Here is a 23761-nt window from a genome sequence, read left to right on the forward strand (position 1 = left end):
GTGATGACGCCCGCGGGGTGCCGGGGAGTCCGTTCAGTCAGACGAGGATTCCCCTGTCGGTGGGGCGGACGGGGGACGGCAGATGCGTCTCCCCTTCAAGATACCGGTCAACGGCGGCGGCCGCTGCACGACCTTCTGCGATCGCCCACACGATGAGCGACTGTCCGCGCCCAGCATCGCCGGCGACGAACACGCCGGGCTGGCTGGTCTGGTAGTCGGCGTCGCGGGTCACGTTGCCGCGCTCGTCGAACGGGAGGGCGAGCTGCGCATTCAGGTCGTCCTGCTCAGGGCCGGTGAAGCCGAGGGCGAGGAGGACGAGGTCTGCGGGGATCTCGCGCTCGGTGCCGGCCTTCGGCACGCGGCGTCCGTCGAGGTACTCGGTCTCCGCGACGCGGATGGCGCGCACCTCTCCGAATTCGTTGGAGAGGAACTCGACGGTGGAGGCGAGGTACTCGCGCTTGCCGCCCTCCTCGTGTGCGGAGGAGACCTCGAACAGCGTCGGCGTCATCGGCCACGGCTGGTGGCCGGGGCGCTCCGACGGCGGCTGCTTGCCGATGGCGAGGTTGGTGACGCTGGCAGCGCCCTGGCGGTGCGCCGTTCCGATGCAGTCCGCTCCGGTGTCCCCACCGCCGAGGACCACGACGTGCTTGCCCTCCGCGGAGATCTGGTCGGCGACCTGGTCGCCGGCGCCCGCCTTGTTCTGCTGGACGAGGTACTCCATCGCGAAGTGCACGCCGCTGAGGTCGCGGCCCGGGATGGGGAGGTCGCGAGGGACCATCGCACCGGTGGCGACCACGACGGAGTCGTAGCGGGCGCGCAGGTCGTCCCAGGTGATGTCGACGCCGATGTTGACGCCGGCGCGGAAGCGGGTGCCCTCCGCCATCATCTGGTTGAGACGCGCCTCGAGGTGCTTCTTCTCCATCTTGAAGTCCGGGATGCCGTAGCGCAGCAGGCCGCCGATGCGGTCGTCGCGCTCGTACACGGCGACGGTGTGACCGGCGCGGGTGAGCTGCTGGGCGGCGGCGAGACCGGCGGGGCCGGAACCGACGACGGCGACCGTCTTGCCGGTGAGGCGCTCCGGCGGGTGCGGCTGCACCCAGCCGTTCTGCCAGGCCTGGTCGATGATCGACACCTCGACCTGCTTGATCGTCACCGCCGGCTGGTTGATGCCGAGGACGCACGACGACTCGCACGGAGCCGGGCACAGCCGCCCGGTGAACTCCGGGAAGTTGTTGGTGGCGTGCAGCCGGTCGATGGCCTGACGCCCCTCACCGCGGTACATCAGGTCGTTCCACTCCGGGATGAGGTTCCCGAGCGGGCAGCCCTGGTGGCAGAACGGCACGCCGCAGTCCATGCAGCGACCGGCCTGCCTGCGGAGCTGGGCGGGGTCGCCGGCCTCGTAGACCTCTTTCCAGTCCATCAGTCGCACCGACACGGGCCGGCGCTTGGGAAGCTCGCGCTCCGTAACCTTCAAAAAGCCTTTGGGGTCAGCCACCGGTCACCTCCAAGATTCTGTTCCACACGATGTCGCCGTCGGGGTCGAGTCCCTCGTCGACGGCGTCCTGACGCATCTGCAGCACGGCCGCGTAGTCGCGCGGCAGCACCTTGACGAACCGGGCGACGGTCTCGTCGAAGTCCGCCAGCAGCCTCGCGGCCAGGTCCGACTCCGTCTCGGCCACGTGCCGTTCGAGCAGGTCGCGCACGATCTCCACGTCCGCGCTCCCGAGCGGCAGCAGTTCCAGTTCCCCGCTGGCGAGCGAATCGCGGTTGACGAGGTCCCTCTGCAGGTCGTAGACATACGCGGTGCCTCCGGACATGCCGGCACCGAGGTTGCGCCCGGTCGAGCCGAGGATCACGGCGAGTCCACCGGTCATGTACTCGAGCGCGTGGTCGCCGACGCCCTCGACGACCGCTGTCGCCCCGGAGTTGCGGACCAGGAAGCGCTCACCGACGATGCCGCGGATGAACATGCTGCCCTGGGTCGCGCCGTAGCCGATCACGTTGCCGGCGATCACGTTCTCCTCCGCGGGGAACACGCTGCCCTTCGGCGGGCGGACGACGATCTGGCCGCCGGAGAGACCCTTGCCGACGTAGTCGTTCGAGTCGCCTTCGAGCCGCAGCGTGATACCGCTCGGCAGGAACGCGCCGAGCGACTGCCCTGCCGACCCCGTGAGGGTGATCTCGATGGACCCCGTCGGCAGGCCGTTCTCGCCGTGCCGCACGGTCACCTCGTGGCCGAGCATGGTGCCGACAGCGCGCTCGGTGTTCCGGATGGGCAGGTTCAGCTCGATGTGACCGCCCCGGGCGAGCACGTCCGCGCTCTCCTGGATGAGGTGGTTGTCGAAGTGCTTGTCCAGCTCGTGATCCTGCGTCCTCGCGTTTTTGCGCGGGACGTCGGCGGAGAACTCCGGGCCGGTGAGGATCGGCGCGAGGTCGAGTCCCGATGCCTTCCAGTGGTCGATCGCTCCGTCGACGCCGAGCAGCTCGTTGTGGCCGATGGCCTCGTCGAGCGTGCGGAAGCCGAGCTCTGCGAGGTACTCGCGCACCTCCTGCGCGATGAACTCGAAGAAGTTCACCACGAACTCCGGCTTGCCGGAGAACCGGGAGCGCAGCTCCGGGTTCTGGGTGGCGACGCCGACCGGGCAGGTGTCGAGGTGGCAGACGCGCATCATGATGCAGCCGGAGACGACCAGCGGCGCCGTGGCGAAGCCGAACTCCTCCGCGCCGAGCAGGGCGCCGACGATCACGTCGCGTCCCGTCTTCAGCTGCCCGTCGACCTGCACGACCACCCGGTCGCGCATCCCGTTGAGCATCAGCGTCTGCTGCGTCTCCGCCAGGCCGAGCTCCCACGGGGTGCCCGCGTGCTTGAGCGAGTTGACCGGGGATGCTCCCGTTCCGCCGTCGTGGCCGGAGACCAGCACGACGTCGGCCAGGGCCTTCGCGACACCCGCCGCGACAGCGCCGATGCCGGACTCGCTGACGAGCTTGACGTGGACACGCGCATCCGGGTTGGCACGCTTCAGATCGAAGATCAGCTGCTTGAGGTCTTCGATCGAGTAGATGTCGTGGTGCGGGGGCGGCGAGATGAGTCCGACGCCGGCCGTCGCGTGCCTGGTGCGCGCCACCCACGGGTAGACCTTGGTCGGGGGCAGCTGACCGCCCTCGCCCGGCTTGGCGCCCTGGGCGAGCTTGATCTGGATGTCGTCGGCGTGCGTCAGGTACATGCTCGTCACGCCGAACCGGCCGGACGCCACCTGCTTGATCGCACTGCGGCGCTCGGGGTCGAGGAGACGGTCGAGGTCCTCTCCTCCCTCACCGGTGTTCGACTTGCCACCGAGACGGTTCATCGCGATGGCGAGCGTCTCGTGGGCCTCGCGCGAGATCGAGCCGTAGCTCATCGCGCCGGTCGAGAACCGCTTGACGATCGACTCGACCGACTCCACCTCGTCGAGCGGAACGGCGGGCCGCACGCCGGTGCGCAGCGTGAACATGCCGCGCAGCGTCATCAGGCTCTCCGCCTGGTCGTCGACCAGCTTCGTGTACTCGCGGAAGACGTCGTAGCGCCGGGTGCGGGTGGAGTGCTGCAGGCGGAACACCGTCTCCGGGTTGAACAGGTGCGGGGCGCCGTCGCGGCGCCACTGGTACTCGCCGCCCGTCGCCAGCCGCTCGTGCGCGACGATGGCGCTCTCCGCCGGGTACGCGCTCTCGTGCCTGGACAGGTTCTCGGCCGCGATGACCTCGATGCCCACGCCGCCGAGCTTGCTCGTCGTGCCGGTGAAGTACAGGTCGACGAACTCCTGGCTGAGGCCGACGGCCTCGAACGCCTGGGCGCCCGCGTAGGACGAGACGGTCGAGATGCCCATCTTCGACATGATCTTCAGCACGCCCTTGCCGAGCGCCTTGATCACGTTCTTGACGGCCTTCTCGGGCGTCACGCCGGTGATGGCTCCACTGCGGACCAGTTCCTCGCAGGTCTCCATCGCCAGGTAAGGGTTGATCGCGGACGCGCCGTAGCCGATCAGGAGCGCGATGTGGTGCACCTCGCGCACGTCACCGGCCTCGACGATCAGGCCCACCTTCATGCGGTTCTCCGCACGGATCAGGTGGTGGTGCACGGCCGCGAGCATCAGCAGCGACGGGATGGGCGCCAGGTCTTTCGTGGAGTCGCGGTCGCTGAGCACGATGAACTGCGCCCCCGCCGCGATAGCCTCGTCGACCTCGTCGCACATCTCCTTCAGCCGGAGCTCGAGCGCGTCGGGGCCGGCGTCGAACCGGTAGAGGCCCTTGACCGTGGTGGTCAGGCGGCTGCCCGGACGCGGGTCGATGTGCTGGATCTTCGCCAGCTCGTCGTTGTCGATCACCGGGAAGTCGAGCACGACCTGCTTGGCGTGCTCAGGACCGGCGACGAGCAGGTTGCGCTCTGGACCGAGGCCCAGCTTCAGCGAGGTGACGACCTCCTCGCGGATGGAGTCGAGCGGCGGGTTCGTGACCTGCGCGAACTGCTGCGTGAAGTAGTCGAAAAGCAGGCGCGGGCGGTCGGAGAGCACGGCGACCGGGGTGTCGGACCCCATCGCGCCGAGCGGCTCGGCACCCGTCGTCGCCATCGGCTTCAACAGGATGCGCACCTCCTCCTCCGTGTAGCCGAACGTGCGCTGGCGGCGCGTGATCGACGCGGGGGTGTGCACGATGTGCTCGCGCTCCGGGAGGTCTTTCAGGTTGATGCGTCCGGCATCCAGCCACTCGCCGTACGGCGCGCCGGCTGCCAGGTCGGCCTTGATCTCGTCGTCCTCGATCAGGCGGCCCTGGACGGTGTCGACGAGGAACATCTTCCCCGGACGCAGGCGGCCCTTGCGGACGACGCGGCTCGGCTCGATGTCGAGCACGCCGATCTCGCTGGCGAGCACCACGAGGCCGTCGTTGGTCACGACGTACCTGCCCGGGCGCAGGCCGTTGCGGTCGAGGGTCGCGCCGACCAGCGAGCCGTCGGTGAAGACGATCGCCGCCGGGCCGTCCCACGGCTCCATCAGCATCGAGTTGTACTCGTAGAAGTCGCGGCGCGACTTCTCGATCTCGGTCTGGTTCTCCCACGCCTCCGGCACCATCATCATGACGGCGTGCGGGAGCGACCGGCCGGACAGCGACAGCAGCTCCACGACCTCGTCGAACGAGGCGGAGTCGCTGGCGCCCGGCGTGACGATCGGGAGCACGGGAGACAGGTCGCCGAGGAGCTCGCTCTCCAGCTGGGACTGGCGGGCGCGCATCCAGTTGCGGTTGCCCTGCACGGTGTTGATCTCGCCGTTGTGCGCGATCATCCGGAACGGCTGCGCCAGCGGCCAGGACGGGAAGGTGTTCGTGGAGTAGCGCGAGTGCACGAGCGCCAGCTTGGAGGCGAAGCGCTGATCGGAGAGGTCCGGGTAGAACGGCTCGAGCTGCAGCGTCGTGACCATGCCCTTGTAGACCAGGGTGCGGCTCGACAGCGACGAGAAGTAGATGTCGAGCTCGCGCTCCGCCCGCTTGCGCAGGAAGAACGTCTGCCGGTCGAGCAGGATACCGCCGACCTGCTCGCCGTCGTCGCCCGTGCGGGTGCTCGACACGTAGAGCTGCTCGATGAACGGCATCGCGTTGCGGGCGAGGGTTCCGATCTCGCCGGCGGCGACGGGGACCTCGCGCCAGCCGAGGACGGTGAGGTCCTGCTCGGCGGCGATGGCCTCGATGGCCGCCTTCGCCTCTGCACGCTCCGCCTCGTCGACGGGCAGGAACACGTTGCCGACGGCGTAGCGGCCGGCGGAGGGAAGCTCGAAGCCGGCGACGGCGCGCAGGAAGGCGTCCGGCACCTGCGTGATGATGCCCGCTCCGTCACCCGTTCCTGCGTCGGAGCCGACGGCGCCGCGGTGCTCCAGGTTGCGCAGGGCATCCAGGGCGGCGTCGATGATGTCGTGACCGGCCGTTCCGCGGAGCGTCGCGACCATCGCGAGCCCGCAGGCGTCCTTCTCGTGGGCCGGGTCGTACAGACCCTGCTTCACGGGGGTGGTGCTGAATCGGGTGTGGGTGGGCTGAAGCGCCATCAACGACCGTCCTCACTTGTTCGGTGGTGCGGGGGGACGCCATCGGCCCTGGACTGAGGGAGGGGGTTCCGCCGCTCGCGACAGGCTCGGTGCAGCCTTGGGAGACGGTGAGGGTGATGAGGCTCGGGGATGGCCTCGACGAGTGATTACGAGCCGAGTGGGCTTGTGGCCTTGGCTGCGTCCTTTTCGGTGGGCTCCGCGGCGTCGGCGCCGGAAACCTCGTCATCCGAGTAGGTGTCGTCCGAGTCTACCTCAGCATCGGGCCGAACCCATTCACGACCGGGCCGGTACACGCTCGGCTCGAGTCCGGGGTGGCGGCGGCTCTGCACGATGAAGAGCACGATGCCGAGCACGACGGCGGCGAACGCGGCCCACACGTTGGTCGGGATGCCCAGGAAGCTGAACTCGCTCGGGTCGATGCGGATCGACTCCAGGTAGGAGCGACCGAGGCCGTACCAGATGAGGTAGACGGCGAATGCCTTGCCCCAGCGCAGCTGGAACTTGCGCTCCAGCAGGATGATGACGGCGATGCCGATGACGTTCCAGATGATCTCGTAGAGGAACAGCGGCTGGAATAGCGTGTTGTCCGGCAGGCCGACCGGGATGGCCTTGTTGCCCGCGTCGATCTGCAGGCCCCACGGCAGGTTGGTCGGCAGGCCGAACAGCTCCTGGTTGAAGTAGTTGCCGAGACGGCCGAGCGCCTGCGCGAGCAGCATGGCCGGCGCGAGGGCGTCCGCGAACGACCAGAACCGGATGCCGGACCAGCGGCAGCCGATGTACGCGCCGACGGCTCCGCCGATCAGCGCACCGAAGATGGCGTTCCCGCCCTCCCAGATGTACAGCGTCTTGAGCAGGTCGGCGCCGGGGAAGAAGTAGTCGGCCGGGTGGGTGATCACGTGGTAGAAGCGCGCCCCGATGATGCCGAGCGGCACGGCCCAGAGGATGATGTCGAGCACGACGCCCGGCTCTCCCCCGCGCTTCGACAGCCGCCGCGACGTCCACATGGCGGCGACGACGATGCCGATCAGGATGCAGATCGCGTACGTCTGGATGCGCCAGTGCAGCCCGAAGATGTCGATCGGGATCTGCTGCCACTCCGGCCCGGGGCTGGGGATGCTCGCGTACCAGCTGCTCATCGTCGCAAACACCCGATGACTCACCTTTCGTGTTGATCAGACCGCGCGAAGACCACGCGCGGCCACCATAGTCTAATTCTGTTTGGAAGAGCCGCCGCGCCTAGGCGGCGGTGCCCTCTGCGAGGGCCGCAGCGAGGCGGGAGACGCCCGCGACGCCGTCGTCGGCCAGCGCCTTCACGAGCGCAGAGCCCACGATCGCGCCGTCGGCGTACTGGAGCACCTCGGCCACCTGGGCGGCCGTCGAGATGCCGACGCCCACGCAGGTGCTCGTCGCACCGGCGTCGCGCAGGCGCGCCACCAGGGCGCGGGCGGCGGAGTCGACGTCGGCGCGCGCTCCGGTGATGCCCATCGTCGAGACGGCGTAGACGAAGCCGCGGCTCGCCTCAACGGTCTGGCGCAGCCGCGCGTCGGTGGACGACGGGGCGGCGAGGAACACGCGGTCGAGCCCTGTGCGGTCGGAGGCCGCGAGCCAGGCTGCTCCCTCGTCCGGGATGAGGTCGGGCGTGATGAGCCCGGCTCCGCCCGCGGAGAGCAGGTCGTCGGCGAACCGGTCGACGCCGTACTGCAGCACCGGGTTCCAGTAGGTCATGACCAGGACCGGCACATCCACCTGGGCGGTGATCTCGCGCACGGCGGTGAAGCCGTCCCGCAGCCGGAACCCGTTGGAGAGCGCCTGCTGGGTGGCGGCCTGGATGACCGTGCCGTCCATGACGGGGTCGGAGTACGGCAGGCCGAGTTCGATCGCGTCGACGCCGTTCTGCGCGAGCGCGACGGCCGCGTCGATGCTGGTCTTCAGGTCGGGGAACCCGGCGGGCAGGTAGCCGATCAGAGCACCGGATGCGTCGGCGTTGCGCCGGGCGATGACGCTCTCGACGCCGTGCTGCGCGCCGGTCACGACTGCACCGCGTCGGTGTCGATCAGGTCGAAGTACCGTCCTGCGGTCTCCATGTCCTTGTCTCCGCGGCCACTGAGGTTCACCAGGATGACGGCGTCCTTCCCGAGCTCCTGGCCGAGCTTCAGTGCCCCGGCGAGAGCGTGTGAGGATTCGATGGCGGGGATGATGCCCTCCGTGCGGCTGAGCAGGCGCAGCGCATCCATCGCCTCGGCATCCGAGATCGGCAGGTACTGCGCCCGGCCGATGGAGGCGAGCCACGCGTGCTCCGGTCCGACGCCCGGGTAGTCGAGCCCGGCGGAGATCGAGTGCGACTCGATGGTCTGGCCGTCCTCGTCCTGCAGCAGCATGCTGCGCGCGCCGTGCAGGACGCCGGGGCGTCCCTTGGTGATGGTGGCGGCGTGGCGCGGGGTCTCCGCGCCTTCTCCCCCGGCCTCGTAGCCGATCAGGCGCACGTCTTCGTCGTCGAGGAAGGCGTGGAAGATGCCCATCGCATTCGATCCGCCACCGACGCAGGCGACAACGGCATCCGGGAGGGATCCGGTGAGGTCGATGACCTGCTGGCGCGCCTCTTCGCCGATGATCTTCTGCAGGTCGCGGACCATCGCCGGGAACGGGTGGGGGCCCGCGACGGTGCCGAAGATGTAGTTGGTATTCTCGACGTTGGTGACCCAGTCGCGCATGGCGTCGTTGATCGCGTCCTTGAGGGTGCGCGATCCCGTCTTGACGGCGACGACCTCCGCGCCGAGCAGGCGCATCCTGGCCACGTTGAGCGCCTGGCGCTCGGTGTCGACCTCGCCCATGTAGATGGTGCATTCGAGCCCGAACAGCGCTGCAGCCGTCGCGGTGGCGACGCCGTGCTGCCCGGCGCCGGTCTCCGCGATCACGCGCGTCTTGCCGATGCGCTTCGTGAGGATCGCCTGGCCGAGCACGTTGTTGATCTTGTGCGAGCCCGTGTGGTTGAGGTCTTCGCGCTTCAGGATGATGCGTGCCCCACCGGCGTGCTCCGCGAACCGCGGCACCTCGGTGATGATCGACGGACGCCCGGTGTACGAGCGGTTCAGCTCGTCGAGCTCGGCGTGGAACGCCGGGTCGGCCTTCGCGGCCTCCCAGGCCGCCGACAGCTCGTCGAGGGCTGCGACGAGGGATTCGGGGACGAAACGCCCTCCGAAGTCGCCGAAGTACGGGCCGGTTTCGGAACGCAGGGACATCAGGCCACCAGGAATTCTTCGAGCGTCGCGACGGGGTCGCTCGTGACGAGAGCCTCGCCGACGAGGACGACGTCTGCGCCGGCCGCCCGATAGTGCGCGACGTCGTCCGCCGACTTCACGGCGGACTCCGCGACGCGGATGACACCGGACGGGATGCGGTCGGCCAGCCGGCCGAACAGGTCCTTGTCCAGTTCGAACGTGGAGAGGTTGCGGGCGTTGACGCCCACGAGACCTGCGCCCGTGTCGAGCGCACGGCTGAGCTCGTCCGCCGTGTGCGCCTCGACGAGCGAGGTCATGCCGAGCGAGGTGATCAGCTCGTGCAGCTCGACGAGCTTCCGCTGGTCGAGCGCAGCGACGATGAGCAGCACGAGGTCGGCTCCCGCCGCGCGCGCCTCGAACACCTGGTACGGGTCGGAGACGAACTCCTTGCGCAGCACGGGGATGGAGACGGCGTCGCGCACGGCCTCCAGATCGGCGAGCGATCCCTTGAACCTGCGCTCCTCGGTGAGGACGCTGATCGCACTCGCTCCCCCCGTCTCGTACGAGACGGCGAGGGCCGCTGGATCCGGGATGTCGGCGAGCGAGCCGCGGGACGGGCTCGCGCGCTTCACCTCGGCGATGATCTTGACGCGGTCGGCGGGGGCGAGGTGGCTCAGCGCATCCAGAGCGGGAGCACGGTCGGCCGCCTCGGCCTCGACAACGGACAGCGGGCGCTCTGCCCGGCGCCGCTCGGCGTCTTCACGGGCGCCGGCGACGAGGTCGTCCAGCACGCGTCAGTGGCCCTTCGGCTGGTACTTCGTGCCGTCGACGCCGTATCCGGCCTTCTTCATGGCCCAGCCGACGATGAGACCGACGATCGCGAGTCCAGCGGCCGACCAGACGACGATCGGCGCCTCGAAGAAGAACGCGACGGCGCCGATGGCGAAGGCCACCAGCATGATGATGACGGCCGTCCACGCCGCCGGCGAGTGACCGTGGCCTGGCTCGACTGACTCGGTGCTCATGGGACTCCTGCTTCGTGAGGTGCGCGGCGCTCAACGTCGCGCACGATGGATCGGGGTGGTGCTGTTCAAGTCTAGCGGTGGGTCAGCGGGTGGGGTCTTCGCCACGGCTGAGGTCGTCCCAGCTGTCGATGGCGGTGTCCTTGTCGATGGCCGCTGCACCGGATGGGGTCTCTCCGTCCGCGGCGGCACGCGCCTCCGCGTCTTCGGAGACGGTCGCGCCGTCTTCGGCGCCCTCGGCCTCCGCGTCGTGGTCGAGGAGGAGCGTCGTGCCGTCCTCGTCCTCGAAGCGCGTCTGGTACTTGCGCGACGAGCCCGGCCAGAGCCGGTTCGTGACGACGACGGCCGCGCTGGCGAGTACAAGCACCACCCCGCCCGCCACGGCGACGCCCGGCCAGAACTCGGCGGCGACCGTGTCGACCAGGCGTGCGATCGACGCGGACCCCGCGACGCCTGTGGCCGTGGTGATCGTCGCCGTCGAGGCGCGGAGGGCGTCCGCCAGCGCGCTGATCGAGGAGATGAGCACGGAGGCGCCGAGCAGCAGCCCGAGCAGCGCGAGGACGATGCGGAACGCCGGACCGGCGATGGCCAGCGCGGCCGCGAGGGCCAGCCCGGCCAGCGAGAGCGCGGTGAGCGCCGGCGCAGCCGCTGACCCGGGCACCGCGAGCGTCGTGGTGTGCTCCGCGACGTCGGTGAGGTGCACCGTGAACCAGGTCTGCGTGGATGCGAGCAGGGCGAGGCCGCTGCCGACCAGCAGCGCCAGCAGCGTCAGGTACTTGGCCCTGCGGGAGACGGGACGCTCGACGACGGGCTCAGACTGCTCGCTCACCGGTCACCCGCCTCATCGCGTTCGCCACGGCGACCGCGCGCAGCGGGGCAGCCGCCTTGTTCTGCGACTCCTCGAACTCGCTCTGCGGCACGGAGTCCGCCACCAGGCCGCCTCCGGCCTGCACGCGGGCGACGCCGTCCATGATGGTCGCCGTGCGGATGGCGATGGCGAGATCGGCGTCCCCGGAGAACCCGAAGTAGCCGATCACGCCGCCGTACACACCGCGCTGCGCCGGTTCCAGCTCGTCGATGATCTCCAGCGCCCTCGGCTTCGGGGCGCCGGAGAGGGTGCCGGCCGGGAAGGTGGCGCGGAACACATCCACCGCCGTCTTGTCCGGCAGCACGTCGCCCTCGACGCTCGACACGATGTGCATGATGTGGCTGAACCGCTCGACGCGCATGAACTCCGTCACCTCGACGGAACCGGCCGCACAGACCTTGAGCAAGTCGTTGCGGGCCAGGTCGACCAGCATCAGGTGCTCGGCGCGCTCCTTGTCGTCGGCGAGCAGCGAGGTCTCCAGGTCGAGGTCCTCCTCCGGCGAGGCTCCGCGCGGTCGGGACCCGGCGATGGGATGCGTGAACGCGCGCCCATCCTGCACCTTGACCAGCGCCTCCGGGGACGACCCGACGATGGAGTACTCCCCGCCGTCCGGCCGTTCGAGCGCCAGGAGGTACATGTACGGGCTCGGGTTGAGCGAGCGCAGCACGCGGTACACGTCGAGCGGCGCGGCCTCGCAGTCCAGCTCGAAGCGCTGGGAGATGACCACCTGGAAGATGTCGCCGTCGACGATCCGCTCTTTCGCGGTCACCACGGCGGCCAGGAAGTCGTCCTTCGCCGTGCGCGACACCGGATGCGCGGGCGTGCCCAGGTCGACCTGGGCGAGCCACGCCTCCGACGGCCGGGCGAGACCGGCCTGCATCGCGTCGAGCCGCTGCTGGGCGGCCTCCCACATCGTGTCCGCGTCGTCGACGCCGTCGTTGAGCACGGTGGCGATCAGCTGCACGGTGCCGTACCGGTGGTCGATCACGACCAGGTCGGAGCAGAACGCGAGGGCCTGACCGGGCATGTCGTAGTCCGCGGGCGGCTGGTGCGGCAGCCGCTCGATCTGGCGGATCGCCTCCCAGCCGATGAAGCCGACCAGTCCCCCGGTCAGCGGGGGCAGGCCGGGGATGCGCGGCGTCTGCCACCGCGCGTACAGCGCGGCGAGGGCTTCCAGCGGCGGCAGGTCGGCGGTGGAGCCGATGGCCCGCTCCGCCGGGATGCCGTAGTCGAGCCAGCGGACCGCATCCCCCTGCTGGGTGAGCACGCCGAACGAGGAGACGCCGACGAACGAGAACCGCGACCAGATGCCGCCCTGCTCCGCCGATTCGAGCAGAAAGGTGCCAGGGCGTCCGTCCGCGAGCTTGCGGTAGATGCCGACAGGGGTCTCTCCGTCCGCGAACAGCTCGCGCACGACCGGGACGACCCTGTGGTCGTCGAGCAGCCGCGCGAACGCGTCGCGGGTGGTGGAGCTGGTGACGGTGTCGATCACGAATCCTCCGTGGGGCTCGCCTCGACGTGGCCGACCACGGGTGTGAGCTGGTCGGCGTCGAAGCAGGTGCGGGTTCCAGTGTGGCAGGCGGCGCCGATCTGCTCGACAGTCACCAGCAGGGTGTCTCCGTCGCAGTCGAGCGCAGCGCCCTTGACGTACTGTGCGTGCCCGGACGTGTCCCCCTTGCGCCAGTACTCCTGGCGGGAGCGCGACCAGAAGGTGACGCGCCCCTCGGTGAGCGTGCGGCTGAGCGCCTCCGCGTCCATCCAGCCCATCATCAGGACCTCTTTGGTGTCCCACTGCTGGATGATCGCCGGGACCAGGCCGTCACCGTTGAAGGCGACGCGCTCGATGATGGCGGGGTCTGCTGCGGTCATGCCCTGATCTCCAACCCGGCGCGGACGAGTTCGTCCTTCACATCGCCGATCGTCATCTCACCGGAGTGGAACACGCTCGCGGCGAGTACCGCATCCGCCCCCGCCTCGATGGCTGGAACGAAGTCTGCGACCTTCCCAGCACCGCCGGAGGCGATGACGGGAACACTGCTGATGCCGCGCATCAACCGGATGAGTTCGGTGTCGAAGCCCTCCTTGGTGCCGTCGGCGTCGATCGAGTTGACCAGCAGCTCGCCGGCCCCCAGCCCGATCGCGCGCTCGGCCCACTCCAGGGCGTCGAGGTCGGTCTCCGTCCGGCCGCCGTGCGTGGTGACCACGAATCCGGATGCGGTCGCCGCCGACCGCTTGACGTCGAGCGAGAGCACGAGCACCTGCGCGCCGAACCGGTCGGCGATCTCGGCCACCAGCTCGGGCCGGGCGATGGCGGCGGAGTTCACGCCCACCTTGTCCGCCCCGCTGGCGAGCAGGCGGGAGACGTCCTCCGGGCTGCGCACGCCGCCGCCGACGGTGAGCGGGATGAAGACCTGCTCGGCCGTCGCGCGCACCACGTCGTAGGTGGTCGAACGGTTGTCGACCGTCGCCGTGACGTCGAGGAAGGTCAGCTCGTCCGCCCCCTGCTCGTAGTACCGGCGCGCGAGCGCGACAGGATCGCCCGCGTCACGCAGGTTCTGGAAGTTGACGCCCTTGACGACGCGGCCGTCTGCCACATCGAGGCACGGGATGACCCGGACGGCGACGGACATCAGATCCGCGCAGCGTGGATCGACGTGACGAGGATGGCACGCGCTCCCAGCTCGTAGAGCGCATCCATGATGTGGTTGACCTGGTCGCGCTTGATCATCACGCGCACGGCCAGCCAGTCCGGCTCCCCGAGCGGGGACACGGTCGGCGACTCGACGCCGGGCGTGAGGGCGACCGCCCTGTCGAGCAGCACGGCGGGCAGGTTGTAGTCGATGAGCACGTACTGGCGGGCGACCATGACGCCCTGCAGCCTGCGCAGCAGCGTGTCGACGCCGGCCGCGGGCGACGCGGAGGAGATCAGCACGGCCTCCGACTCGAGGATGACCGGGCCGAAGATCTCCAGGCCCTGCTTGCGCAGCGTCGTGCCGGTCTCGACCACGTCGGCCACCGCGTCAGCGACGCCGAGACGCACGGCGGACTCCACGGCGCCGTCGAGCTTGATGAGGGTGGAGGCGATCCCGTTCTCGGCGAGGAACGCCCCGACGAGTCCCGGATAGCTGGTGGCGACGCGCTTGCCGTCGAGGTCGGCCAGCGCGGAGAACGAGCCGGTGGGGCCCGCGAACCGGAAGGTGGACGCTGCGAAGTCGAGCGAGGCGATCTCGCCGGCCGTGGAGCCCGAGTCGAGCAGCAGGTCACGGCCGGTGATGCCGACGTCGAGCGCGCCGGAGCCGACGTACGTCGCGATGTCGCGCGGGCGCAGGTAGAAGAACTCGACGTCGTTGCGGGCGTCGGTGACGATCAGCTCTTTGGGGTCGCGGCGGCCGACGTATCCGGCCTCGTGCAGCATCTGCGCCGCGGTCTCGGAGAGGGAGCCTTTGTTGGGAACGGCGATCTTCAGCATGGGTGGTCTTTCGTGTACAGGGGGACGATCAGGACGCGGGTGTACCGGTCACAGATGTCGGTACACGTCCGCGGGGCTGAGGCCCTTCGCGATGAGCAGCACCTGGAGGTGGTAGAGCAGCTGCGAGATCTCCTCGGCCGTCTCTTCGTCCGACTGGTATTCGGCGGCCATCCAGACCTCGGCCGCCTCCTCCACGATCTTCTTTCCGATGGCGTGCACGCCAGCATCCAGCTCACGAACCGTGCCGGAACCCTCCGGGCGGGTCGCGGCCTTCTCGCTGAGCTCGGCGAAGAGGTCGTCGAAGGTTTTCACCACTACAGGCTACTAGCTTGCGAACGGCCCGCCGGACATCGGCGGCGGAACGGCGACGGTCCGCTGGATGTCGAGCAGCCGATCGGCCGCGGACAGCAGTGCACTCCGGATGCGCGTGGTGCGCTCCACGTCGTCCTCCGGGGGCAGCAGCCCGGCTGAGAGCGACACGTTGATCGCGGCCACGACGGCGCCCGCGGGGTTGCGCACCGGCACCGCGATGGACCGCAGGCCGGGTTCCAGCTCCTGGTCGACGGACGCCCAGCCGTCCCGCGCGACGGCCAGGATCGCATCCAGGAGCGCCGCCGGATCCGTCGTGGTCCTGGGGGTCAGCTTCCGGAGGTCGCTGCGGGCGAGCACGGCGCCGATCTGTGTCTCGGTGAGCCCGGCGAGTAGCACGCGTCCCATCGAGGTCGCGTACGCGGGGAACCGGGTGCCGACCGCGATGGAGACCGACATGATCCTGCGCGTGTGCACCCGGGCGACGTAGACGATGTCCGTGCCGTCGAGCACGGCCATCGAGACGCTCTCCCCCAGTTCGGCGGAGAGCTCCTCCAGCACCGGAGTGGCGAGCCGAGGGAGGGACTGGCCGGAGAGGTACGCGTATCCGAGTTCCAGGACCTTGGCCGTGAGCTGGAACTCGCGGCCGTCCGTGCGCAGGTAGCCGAGGTCGATCAGGGTCAGCAGGAAGCGCCGGGCCGCCGCGCGGCTCATCCCGGTCTTCCTGGCCACCTCGCTGAGCGTCATGGCCGGGTCGTCGGCGTCGAAGGCGCGGATGGCCGCGAGCCCGCGCGCGAGCGACTGCACGAAGTGGTCGTCGCCGACCTCCGCCGGCTTCGCGGACGGATCGTCCACTGACTTCTCCGCCTGCGCCACTGGCTCCCCTTCCGTGCCCTGCGACGCCCCTGCTCAGGTCCCGGCGAGTCCGGGCGCGACGTCGAGCGGGACATCGAGCCTCGATTGTAGTTCAGTGACGGTCACGCCGAAGGTGTCGGTCACCGTGACCCGCCCGTCCGCCAGCTCGAACACGGCGACGTCGGTGTACACCCGGCTGACGCATCCGATGCCCGTGACCGGGTAGTCGCAGACGGGAACCAGCTTGCTCCTGCCGTCTTTGCCGAACAGGTTCATCATGATGAAGATCTGCTTGGCGCCGGTCGCCAGGTCCATCGCCCCTCCGACGGCCGGGATCGCGTCCGGCTCCCCGGTGTGCCAGTTGGCCAGGTCGCCCGAGGCGGACACCTGGAACGCGCCGAGCACGCACACGTCGAGGTGGCCGCCGCGCATGATCGCGAACGAGTCCGCGTGGTGGAAATACGACGCGCCGGGCAGCTCGGTCACCGGGATCTTGCCGGCGTTGATCAGGTCGTCGTCGATCTCCTCGCCGACCGCCTGGCGGCCCATGCCGAGCATCCCATTCTCGGTGTGCAGGATCACGTCCTGGCCTGGTGCGAAGTAGTCAGAGACGAGCGTGGGCTGGCCGATCCCGAGGTTCACGAACGATCCGGGCGGGATGTCGGCGGCCACGCGCTCGGCCAGCTCAGCCCTGGTCAGTGGTGCGTTCACAGCGACTCCTTCAGGTCGACCACGATGTTGACGAAGATGCTCGGGGTGACCACGGTCTCCGGATCGATGGCGCCGGTCGGCACGACGCCGCCGACCTGGGCGATCGTGGTCGCCGCCGCGGTCGCCATGATCGGGCCGAAGTTCCTGGCCGTCTTGCGGTAGACGAGGTTGCCCTGCCGATCGGCCGTGCGCGCGGTGATGAGCGCGACGTCGCCGTGGATGGGCAGCTCGAACACCTGGCCGACGCCGCCGAGCATCCTGGTCTCCTTGCCGTCGGCGAGGCTGGTGCCGTAGCCGGTCGGTGTGAAGAAGCCGCCGATGCCCGCACCCGCCGCCCGGATGCGCTCGGCGAGGTTGCCCTGTGGGACGAGTTCCAGCTCGATCCTGCCCGCGCGGTACTCCTCGTCGAAGCGGTGCGAGTCGGACTGGCGGGGGAAGGAGCAGATGATCTTCCGCACCCGGCGCGCCCCGATCAGCGCGGCGAGACCTTCGTCGCCGTTACCCGCGTTGTTGTTGACGACCGTCAGGTCGGTCGCACCGTGTTCGAGGAGCGCGTCGATCAGCTCGACCGGCTGCCCGGCCTTGCCGAAGCCGCCGATGAGCACCGTCGCGCCGTCCTGGATGCACGACACGGCCTCCAGCGCGCTGTCGGTGATGGTGGTCATGCTGCGTCTCCCGGCGTGGTGCTGACGGCGGTGGTGCTGACTGCGGTGGTGCTGACGGCTGTTCCGCTCACGTTCTCGAGCACGATCGCGAGTCCCTGGCCGACGCCGATGCACAGGGCCGCGACGCCCCAGCGCTGGTTCTCGGCGACCAGCCGCGCGGCGAGCGTCCCGAGCAGACGGGTGCCCGTCGCGCCGAGCGGGTGGCCGATGGCGATGGCGCCGCCCCAGGCGTTGACGATGGCGAGTTCGATGGGCCACGCGTCCAGGCAGGCGAGCGACTGCGCGGCGAACGCCTCGTTCAGCTCGACGGCGCCCACCTCCGCCCAGGTGATGCCCGCGCGCTTCAACGCACGGTTCGCCGCCTCGACGGGAGCGAAGCCGAACAGCTGCGGTTCGTTCGCCCACGCTCCTCGCCCGGCGACGCGCGCGAGCGGTGCCCGGCCGAGCCGGTCGGCCGCGGCCTCCGAGCCGACGAGCAGTGCGCCTGCTCCGTCGGTGAGCGGAGACGCGTTGCCCGCCGTCACCGTGCCGCCCTCCGCGGTGTCCCCCGCCGGCCGGAACACCGTCTTCAGCCCGGCGAGCACCTCGACCGTGCTCCCCGGCCGGATGCTCTCGTCGCGTTCCAGCGCGATCCCGTCCATCCCGAGCACCTGGTCGTCGTATCGTCCTGCGCGCCAGGCGGCGTCCGCAAGCCGGTGCGAGCGCGCGGCGAACGCGTCCTGCCGCTCGCGCGTCACACCGCACTTCTCGCGCAGGATCTCCGTGGCCTCGCCGAGCGAAACCGTCCACTCCGCCGGCATGGCCGGGTTCACCAGCCGCCAGCCGAGCGTGGTGGAGGCGAGGCCCAGGTCGCCCGCGGGATACGGGCGCTCGGTCTTCGGCAGCACCCACGGCGCACGCGTCATCGACTCGACGCCGCCGACGACGAGCAGGTCGACGTCGCCCACCTCGATCTCCCTGCTCGCCATCATCGCCGCGTCGAGCGACGAGCCGCAGAGCCGGTTGACCGTCGTGCCGGGGATGCTCGTGGGCAGCCCGGCGAGCAGGGTCGCCATCCTCGCCACGTTGCGGTTCTCCTCGCCGGCGCCGTTCGCGTTGCCGAACACGACGCCGTCGATCCGCTCCGGGTCGAGAGCCGGGCTCCGCTCGACGATCCCGGAGACCACCGCCGCGGCCAGGTCGTCCGGCCTGATCGCGGCGAGCCCGCCGCCGAACCGGCCGAACGGCGTCCGCACCGCGTCGTAGAGGTATGCGTGCTGCACCGGGGTCTCCTTCACTGCGTGTTGCTGCGCGCCATGTTCGCTGTGCGTACAGGCGTGCGTCTGGTGAACATCCTACCGCGCGCTGTCGGACGCCAGGATGCCGCGGGCGATGGAGAACGCGTGATTGGCCGCGGGGACGCCGCAGTACACGGCGCTCTGCATGATCACCTCGCGGATCTCGGCGACGGTCAGCCCGTTCCGCAGCGCAGCGTGCAGGTGCAGCTCGAACTCCTCCCAGTGCCCGCCCGCGATCAGCGCCGTGAGGGTGATGGCGCTGCGCATCGTGCGCGGCAGGCCGGGCCTGGTCCAGATCGAACCCCAGGCGTACCGGGTGATCAGCTCCTGGAAGTCCTCGTCCACCGCTCCGGCGCTGCGCGCGGTGGCCCGGTCGACGTGCTCGGCGCCGAGCACCTGGCGGCGCACGCGCATCCCGGCCCCGTAGCTGTCGCTGACCGCGCTGTCGGCAGCCCGCGCGAAGTGCCGCATCAGGATCTCGGCCACGCGCTCGGGCCGCTCGGCCGACGCGAGATGCCCGGCACCCGGCACCCACTCGGCGGAGCCCGCAGCGACACCGCTGGCCACGATCCACGCGTCCTCACCGGTCACGACCCCGTCGTGCTCCCCCGCGATCGCCACCACCGGCACCGGGATGCGCGGCAGCTCGTCCACCAGGTCGGCTTCCGCCAGCGCGTCGCAGCACGCAGCGTATCCGTCCTTGTCCGCATCGGACAGCGAGTGCAGCAGGCGGCTGGACACCTCGGGCTCCCGTTCCAGGAAGCCGGGCGCGAACCAGCGTTGTGCCGACCCGGCCAGCATGGTCGGCGTGCCCTGCGCACGCACCGTCTCCGCCCGCGCCCGCCACGCGCCCGGTTCGCCGATCCTCGCGCCGGAGCAGACGAGTCCGATCCCGGAGAACAGGGCGGGCGCATCCAGGGCCAGGCGCAGCGTCGTGATGCCGCCGAGCGACACCCCCGCGGCGAACAGCGCGCCGTCACCGAGGTCGCCGGCGGCACGCGCCGCGTCGAGCGTCGCCCGCACACCGAAGGCGAGTTCGGCCAGCGTGAACGGCGCATCCGGCCGGGGACTGCGCCCGTGACCGGGCAGATCCCAGCCGATCACGGTGTAGCGTTCGGCCAGGTACGGCACGGCCGGCGCCCAGACGGCGCTGACCGACGTTCCGAGCGACGGCCCGAGCACCAGCACGGGCGTGGCGGGGTCACCTGCCCGCTGTGCGAGGGCGGTGAGGACGATGGTGGGAACGCTCATGCGCGTGGCTCCTTGCCGAGGGGTGTCCGTGTGGTCGCCTCCGCCACGATCCTGACGCAGAAGTCGTCGGCCCTGCCGAGGTAGCCCGCCGGATCGAGCAGGTCGCTCAGCGTCGTGCCGCCGAGCGCGGCGGCGAGCCGGTCCGCCCCGAGCGTAGCGAGCAGGGAACGCTCGATGGCGCCGGTGTCGCCGGTGTCGCCGGTGGCCGCATCCCGTGCTGCGGTCATCGCCGCCCGCACGTCACGCGGACCGTCGTGGTCGCCCCGGTCGGCGAGAGCCCGGCCGAGCACGGCCACGACCCGCTCGCTCAACAGCACGGGACCGGCCAGCCCGAGGTTCTGCCGCATCCGCTCCGGATGCACGCCCAGTCCGCCGGCCAGTTCGGCCGCGAGTTCCGCAGACACCGCCGCCGAGCGCACGAGCGACCGCAGCGGCGTCCACTCGGCGTGCCAGCCGCCGTCCGAGCGTTCGTCCACGGTCGCGGCGGCGGCGGCGGTCAGCGCGCCGAGGTCGAGCCCGACCCGCAGCCCCTCCCGCTTGAGCAGGACGGAGAGCACCGGGTTCTGTTTCTGCGGCATCGCGGACGACACCCCGCGGCCGTCGGCGCGCGGCTCGGACAGTTCTCCGAACTCCGGACGGCTGAGGAGTGCGACGTCCGCGCCGATCACCGCGCACGCCGCCACCGCCTCGGCCGCCGCTCCTCCGGCGCGCAGCACCGGCCACCGGTTCGTCTGCCAGGGCGCGACCGGCGCGGCCAGCCCGAGGCGTGCGGCCAGAGCATCCACCAGGGCGAGCGTGTCCACGCCGCGCAGGGTGTCGAGCGACGCCAGCGTGCCCGCCGCGCCACCCCACTGCAGCGGGAGCGTCGGAAGCAGCGCGCTCAGCCGGCTCCGCGCTGCCGTGATCCCGGCCAGCCAGTGCGCCGCCTTGAGGGCGAAGGTGGACGGCAGCGAGTGCTGCGCGAGCGTCCGCGCGACCATCAGCGTCGACCGGTGCTCGCCCACCAAGGTCACCAGGGCGTCGGCCGTCGCATCCAGAGCGGACGCGGTCGCAGTGAGCGTCCGAGTGGCGACCAGCAGCAGCGCCGTGTCGACGATGTCCTGACTGGTCGCCCCGAGGTGCAGGAACGCCGCGGCCTCCGGCGACCGCTCGGCCGTCGTCGCCCTGAGCCGCGCGAGCAGCGGGATGAGCGCGTTGCCCCCGCCCGCCGCGTCCGCGGCGATGGCGGCCAGGTCATACCGCTCGACGGCGCAGGCATCCTCGATGACCGGCAGCCAGGCCGCGTCGCCGATGCCGTGCTCGACCAGCACCTGCGCCCAGGCGAACTCGGTGTCCAGCATGGCCTGCACCACGGCCAGGTCCGTGCAGAGCGCCGCGCCACCGGATGCCGCTACCGCCGGATCGAGGATGCCGACGTCTCCGTCGGTCATCGCCGGTCGCCGCCGAAGTCGATGAACACGGTCTCGTCGTCGCCCTGCAACCGGATGTCGAACAGCAGCGAGCCGTCCGGCTCCCGCTCGGCGATCAGCGTGCCTCGCCTGTCCTCCGGCAGCGCGGCGAGGAAGGCGTCTGCGGCGAGCGCCGTCTCGTCGTCGGGGAGGTATGCGCGGGTGTGCAGCTTGTCGAGGAGTCCTCTGGCGAATACCAGCACGGCGAAGAAGGCGGGCGCGCCCTGCTCGGTCGGTCCGGGTGTGCGGGTGCTGAAGGTGTAGTGGCCGTCGTCGTCGGTGGCCGCTCGCCCCCATCCGGTGAAGGTGTGGCCGTCCCGGCGGAGGGAGCCGGTGGCGCGGGGCACTGCTCCGTGCTCGTCGGCCTGCCAGAGTTCGAGGATGGCGTCCTGCACGGGCACGCCCGCTCCGTCGGTGACCGTGCCGTGCAGCCGGATGGTGCCTGCCGCCCCCGGCGGGGTGAGCTCGGAATCGCCGGCGAACGGGAGGGCGTAGCCGTAGAACGGGCCGACGGTCTGGCCGGGCGTGGGGGCGAGCGCTGTGCTCATTCGTCGTCTCCTTCTGGTTCCATCCAGGTACGCCCCGAGCCGCTGAGCACGATGTCCCAGCTGTACCCGGTCGCCCACTCGTGCGTCGTGACGGCGTGGTCGTACCGGGCGACGAGCCGGTCGCGCGCCCCCTGGTCGACGATCGACTGGTAGATCGGGTCGAGGGCGAACAGCGGATCGCCGGGGAAGTACATCTGCGTGATCATCCGCTGGGTGAAGTCCGTGCCGAACAGGGAGAAGTGGATGTGGGCCGGACGCCACGCGTTGTGGTGGTTCTTCCAGGGGTACGGGCCCGGCTTGATCGTCGTGAAGCGGTAGCTGCCGTCCGCCCCCGTGATGCAGCGTCCCACCCCGGTGAAGTTGGGGTCGAGCGGGGCGGGGTGCTGGTCGCGCTTGTGGATGTATCGCCCGGCGGAGTTGGCCTGCCAGATCTCCACCAGCTGGCCGCGCACCGGTCTGCCGTCCCCGTCGAGCACCCGGCCGGTCACGACCATCCGCTCGCCGAGGGGCTCCCCGTTGTGCTGGATGGTGAGGTCGGCCTCGAGCGGGTGCACATCCCGGTGGCCGAACGCGGGCGACCACAGCTCGATGGTCTCCGGGTCGGTGTGCCGGAGGTCTTTGGTCGGATGGCGCAGCAGGGAGCTGCGGTACGGCGGGAAGTCACGCCGCGTGCCGCGCTCCTCGGGCGTGCCTGCCGCCCGCCCGTCCGCGTATGCGGCGTGGATGGCCTGGATCTCCGCGCTCAGCTCCGACTGCGGCCGGAGCGGGTTCGGTGGGGTGGGTGGCGTCGTGGGTGGGGTCGTGGGTGACATCGGCGTCCTTTCGTGGAGGAGGGTGTTGCTGGTCAGGCGACGGGCTGCGCGACGGCGGCATGCTGCCAGCCGGTGTAGCCTTCCGCGAGGAACGCCGAGCCTGCGCGGGAGGAGGCGATGGACTCCAGCTCGCCGCGTTGCCTGCGCCTGTCGAAATCGCTCGCGCCCGGCTGCTCGTGCAGGAGCGTCGTCATCCAGTACGAGAAGTGCTGGCTCTTCCACACCCTGGCCAGAGCACGGTCGCTGTAGCTGTCCACGCCGGACGCGCTCCCGCCGAGCAGCAGTTCGGCCAGCGCCTCGTGCAGCACTCCCACGTCGGCGAGCGCCAGGTTCAGCCCCTTGGCGCCCGTCGGAGGCACGGTGTGTCCGGCGTCGCCCGCGAGGAACAGCGAACCGTGCCTGAGTGGTTCGCAGACGAAGCTGCGGAATGGGAGTACGACGCGGTCGGTGATCGGTCCCTCGGCGAGGGAGAAGCCGTTGCCTGCGACGCGGCTCTGCAGCTCGTCCCAGATGCGTGCGTCACTCCACTGGTCGGCGTCCTCGCCGGGGTCGCACTGGAAGTACATGCGCTGAACGGTCTCGCTGCGCTGGCTGATGAGCGCGAAGCCGCGGTCCGATGCGGCGTAGATGAGCTCCTCCGCGCTGTGCGGCGCCTCAGTGAGGATGCCGAACCACGCGAATGGGTACTCACGGAAGTAGCTGCGGCGCTGCGCATCCGGGATCAGCTTGCGGCAGGCGCTGCGCGAGCCGTCGGCGCCGATCACCACGTCGCAGCTCAGCTCGACGGCAGAACCGTCGTCCTCGGTGAACACGACGAGCGGATGCGCGTCCGTCACCCCTACCACCGTCACGTCCTGCACCGCGTAGCGCACGTCGCCGCCGTCGCGTTCGCGGGCGTCGGCGAGGTCGGCGAACACGTCGGTCTGCGGGTAGAGCCACGCCGACTGGCCGACGAGGTCCTGGAAGTCGATCCGGTGGCCGTCGCCGTCGATGCGCAGTTCGATGCCGTCGTGCCTGTCGCCCTTCTCCAGCACGCGTCGGGAGGCGCCGGACTCCACCAGCATCCGGACGCTGCCGGGTTCCAGGATGCCCGCACGCACCGTCGCGTGAATCTCGGCCCGTGTGCGCCGCTCGACGACGACGCTGTCGATGCCGTCTCTCGCGAGGAGGTGCGAGAGCATCAGACCGGCCGGGCCACCGCCGACGATCGCGACCCTGGTCGATTCTTTGCGCGCTGCCATAG

At 70.4% G+C, this 23761-nt stretch carries 22 protein-coding genes; all 22 read right to left on the reverse strand.

Annotation, left to right across the window (positions count from 1 at the left end; all coding sequences use genetic code 11):
- Nucleotides 1-37 precede the first annotated feature (37 nt).
- The 22 genes from HF024_RS10605 to HF024_RS10710 all read right to left on the reverse strand — a co-directional run bounded on the left by HF024_RS10605 (nt 38) and on the right by HF024_RS10710 (nt 23759).
- A complete protein-coding gene (locus HF024_RS10605) occupies nt 38-1495 on the reverse strand; it encodes a glutamate synthase subunit beta (protein WP_168689536.1) in 1458 nt (485 codons plus the stop codon).
- On the reverse strand, nt 1488-6065 hold the full coding sequence (gene gltB / locus HF024_RS10610; RefSeq protein ID WP_168689537.1) for a glutamate synthase large subunit: 4578 nt from the start codon (nt 6063-6065) through the stop codon (nt 1488-1490). The genes HF024_RS10605 and gltB overlap by 8 nt, the downstream gene beginning before the upstream one ends.
- A gap of 146 nt (nt 6066-6211) precedes the next feature.
- The gene (lgt, locus tag HF024_RS10615; protein ID WP_085367710.1) at nt 6212-7201 is read right to left on the reverse strand and encodes a prolipoprotein diacylglyceryl transferase; all 990 of its coding nucleotides are present in this window, start codon (nt 7199-7201) and stop codon (nt 6212-6214) included.
- 100 nt (nt 7202-7301) lie between these two features.
- On the reverse strand, nt 7302-8096 hold the full coding sequence (gene trpA, locus HF024_RS10620; RefSeq protein WP_085367711.1) for a tryptophan synthase subunit alpha: 795 nt from the start codon (nt 8094-8096) through the stop codon (nt 7302-7304).
- Nucleotides 8093-9304: a tryptophan synthase subunit beta gene (gene trpB, locus HF024_RS10625; RefSeq protein WP_168689538.1), complete on the reverse strand. Its 1212-nt coding sequence runs from the start codon at nt 9302-9304 to the stop codon at nt 8093-8095. Before trpB ends, trpA begins: the two co-directional genes overlap by 4 nt.
- Nucleotides 9304-10074 (reverse strand): indole-3-glycerol phosphate synthase TrpC, encoded by a 771-nt coding sequence (gene trpC, locus HF024_RS10630; protein ID WP_085367713.1) that lies wholly within the window; start codon nt 10072-10074, stop codon nt 9304-9306. The genes trpB and trpC overlap by 1 nt, the downstream gene beginning before the upstream one ends.
- A 3-nt stretch (nt 10075-10077) precedes the next feature.
- On the reverse strand, nt 10078-10308 hold the full coding sequence (locus tag HF024_RS10635; protein ID WP_085367714.1) for a DUF6704 family protein: 231 nt from the start codon (nt 10306-10308) through the stop codon (nt 10078-10080).
- An 82-nt stretch (nt 10309-10390) separates the two neighbouring features.
- Nucleotides 10391-11134 carry a Trp biosynthesis-associated membrane protein gene (locus tag HF024_RS10640; RefSeq protein WP_168689539.1) on the reverse strand — a complete coding sequence of 248 codons (744 nt, stop codon included), beginning with the start codon at nt 11132-11134 and terminating at the stop codon, nt 10391-10393.
- A complete protein-coding gene (locus HF024_RS10645) occupies nt 11118-12665 on the reverse strand; it encodes an anthranilate synthase component I (RefSeq protein ID WP_168689540.1) in 1548 nt (515 codons plus the stop codon). Before HF024_RS10645 ends, HF024_RS10640 begins: the two co-directional genes overlap by 17 nt.
- Entirely contained in the window at nt 12662-13042 is a 381-nt protein-coding gene (gene hisI / locus HF024_RS10650) for a phosphoribosyl-AMP cyclohydrolase (RefSeq protein WP_085367717.1), read from the reverse strand. The genes HF024_RS10645 and hisI overlap by 4 nt, the downstream gene beginning before the upstream one ends.
- Nucleotides 13039-13803, reverse strand: a complete 765-nt coding sequence (hisF, locus tag HF024_RS10655; RefSeq protein ID WP_085367718.1) for an imidazole glycerol phosphate synthase subunit HisF — start codon at nt 13801-13803, stop codon at nt 13039-13041. Before hisF ends, hisI begins: the two co-directional genes overlap by 4 nt.
- A complete protein-coding gene (gene hisG, locus HF024_RS10660) occupies nt 13803-14642 on the reverse strand; it encodes an ATP phosphoribosyltransferase (protein ID WP_085367719.1) in 840 nt (279 codons plus the stop codon). Before hisG ends, hisF begins: the two co-directional genes overlap by 1 nt.
- Nucleotides 14643-14690: 48 nt before the next feature.
- Nucleotides 14691-14954 (reverse strand): phosphoribosyl-ATP diphosphatase, encoded by a 264-nt coding sequence (locus HF024_RS10665; protein ID WP_055894116.1) that lies wholly within the window; start codon nt 14952-14954, stop codon nt 14691-14693.
- A gap of 12 nt (nt 14955-14966) precedes the next feature.
- The gene (locus tag HF024_RS10670) at nt 14967-15806 is read right to left on the reverse strand and encodes an IclR family transcriptional regulator C-terminal domain-containing protein (protein WP_168689541.1); all 840 of its coding nucleotides are present in this window, start codon (nt 15804-15806) and stop codon (nt 14967-14969) included.
- 54 nt (nt 15807-15860) lie between these two features.
- Nucleotides 15861-16517: a 3-oxoacid CoA-transferase subunit B gene (locus tag HF024_RS10675; RefSeq protein WP_168689542.1), complete on the reverse strand. Its 657-nt coding sequence runs from the start codon at nt 16515-16517 to the stop codon at nt 15861-15863.
- On the reverse strand, nt 16514-17182 hold the full coding sequence (locus HF024_RS10680; RefSeq protein WP_085367721.1) for a 3-oxoacid CoA-transferase subunit A: 669 nt from the start codon (nt 17180-17182) through the stop codon (nt 16514-16516). The genes HF024_RS10675 and HF024_RS10680 overlap by 4 nt, the downstream gene beginning before the upstream one ends.
- Nucleotides 17179-18444 carry a thiolase family protein gene (locus tag HF024_RS10685; RefSeq protein WP_085367722.1) on the reverse strand — a complete coding sequence of 422 codons (1266 nt, stop codon included), beginning with the start codon at nt 18442-18444 and terminating at the stop codon, nt 17179-17181. Before HF024_RS10685 ends, HF024_RS10680 begins: the two co-directional genes overlap by 4 nt.
- 72 nt (nt 18445-18516) lie before the next feature.
- Nucleotides 18517-19710, reverse strand: coding sequence for an alpha/beta fold hydrolase (locus HF024_RS20030; RefSeq protein ID WP_085367723.1), 1194 nt, complete (start codon nt 19708-19710; stop codon nt 18517-18519).
- Nucleotides 19707-21140: a lyase family protein gene (locus HF024_RS10695; RefSeq protein WP_168689543.1), complete on the reverse strand. Its 1434-nt coding sequence runs from the start codon at nt 21138-21140 to the stop codon at nt 19707-19709. The genes HF024_RS20030 and HF024_RS10695 overlap by 4 nt, the downstream gene beginning before the upstream one ends.
- Nucleotides 21137-21706: a protocatechuate 3,4-dioxygenase subunit alpha gene (gene pcaG, locus HF024_RS10700; RefSeq protein WP_168689544.1), complete on the reverse strand. Its 570-nt coding sequence runs from the start codon at nt 21704-21706 to the stop codon at nt 21137-21139. Before pcaG ends, HF024_RS10695 begins: the two co-directional genes overlap by 4 nt.
- Nucleotides 21703-22518, reverse strand: a complete 816-nt coding sequence (pcaH, locus tag HF024_RS10705) for a protocatechuate 3,4-dioxygenase subunit beta (RefSeq protein ID WP_168689545.1) — start codon at nt 22516-22518, stop codon at nt 21703-21705. Before pcaH ends, pcaG begins: the two co-directional genes overlap by 4 nt.
- Nucleotides 22519-22550: 32 nt before the next feature.
- A complete protein-coding gene (locus HF024_RS10710) occupies nt 22551-23759 on the reverse strand; it encodes a 4-hydroxybenzoate 3-monooxygenase (RefSeq protein ID WP_168689546.1) in 1209 nt (402 codons plus the stop codon).
- Nucleotides 23760-23761: the final 2 nt, after the last annotated feature.

The sequence above is a fragment of the Leifsonia sp. PS1209 genome, from assembly GCF_012317045.1.
Lineage (GTDB): Bacteria > Actinomycetota > Actinomycetes > Actinomycetales > Microbacteriaceae > Leifsonia.

Excerpts from the sequence above, each read along its gene's own strand:
- hisF (WP_085367718.1), bottom strand. The coding sequence starts at position 13,803 with ATGTCCGTCGCCGTCCGGGTCATCCCGTGCCTCGATGTGGCAGACGGC.
- pcaG (WP_168689544.1), bottom strand. The coding sequence starts at position 21,706 with ATGAGCACAGCGCTCGCCCCCACGCCCGGCCAGACCGTCGGCCCGTTC.
- HF024_RS10710 (WP_168689546.1), bottom strand. The coding sequence starts at position 23,759 with ATGGCAGCGCGCAAAGAATCGACCAGGGTCGCGATCGTCGGCGGTGGC.
- HF024_RS10695 (WP_168689543.1), bottom strand. The coding sequence starts at position 21,140 with ATGACCGACGGAGACGTCGGCATCCTCGATCCGGCGGTAGCGGCATCC.
- hisG (WP_085367719.1), bottom strand. The coding sequence starts at position 14,642 with ATGCTGAAGATCGCCGTTCCCAACAAAGGCTCCCTCTCCGAGACCGCG.
- HF024_RS10635 (WP_085367714.1), bottom strand. The coding sequence starts at position 10,308 with ATGAGCACCGAGTCAGTCGAGCCAGGCCACGGTCACTCGCCGGCGGCG.
- pcaH (WP_168689545.1), bottom strand. The coding sequence starts at position 22,518 with ATGTCACCCACGACCCCACCCACGACGCCACCCACCCCACCGAACCCG.
- gltB (WP_168689537.1), bottom strand. The coding sequence starts at position 6,065 with ATGGCGCTTCAGCCCACCCACACCCGATTCAGCACCACCCCCGTGAAG.
- hisI (WP_085367717.1), bottom strand. The coding sequence starts at position 13,042 with ATGACCGCAGCAGACCCCGCCATCATCGAGCGCGTCGCCTTCAACGGT.
- trpB (WP_168689538.1), bottom strand. The coding sequence starts at position 9,304 with ATGTCCCTGCGTTCCGAAACCGGCCCGTACTTCGGCGACTTCGGAGGG.
- HF024_RS10680 (WP_085367721.1), bottom strand. The coding sequence starts at position 17,182 with ATGACCACCATCACCGACAGCGCGCTGGAGGCCGTGTCGTGCATCCAG.
- HF024_RS20030 (WP_085367723.1), bottom strand. The coding sequence starts at position 19,710 with ATGAGCGTTCCCACCATCGTCCTCACCGCCCTCGCACAGCGGGCAGGT.
- lgt (WP_085367710.1), bottom strand. The coding sequence starts at position 7,201 with ATGAGCAGCTGGTACGCGAGCATCCCCAGCCCCGGGCCGGAGTGGCAG.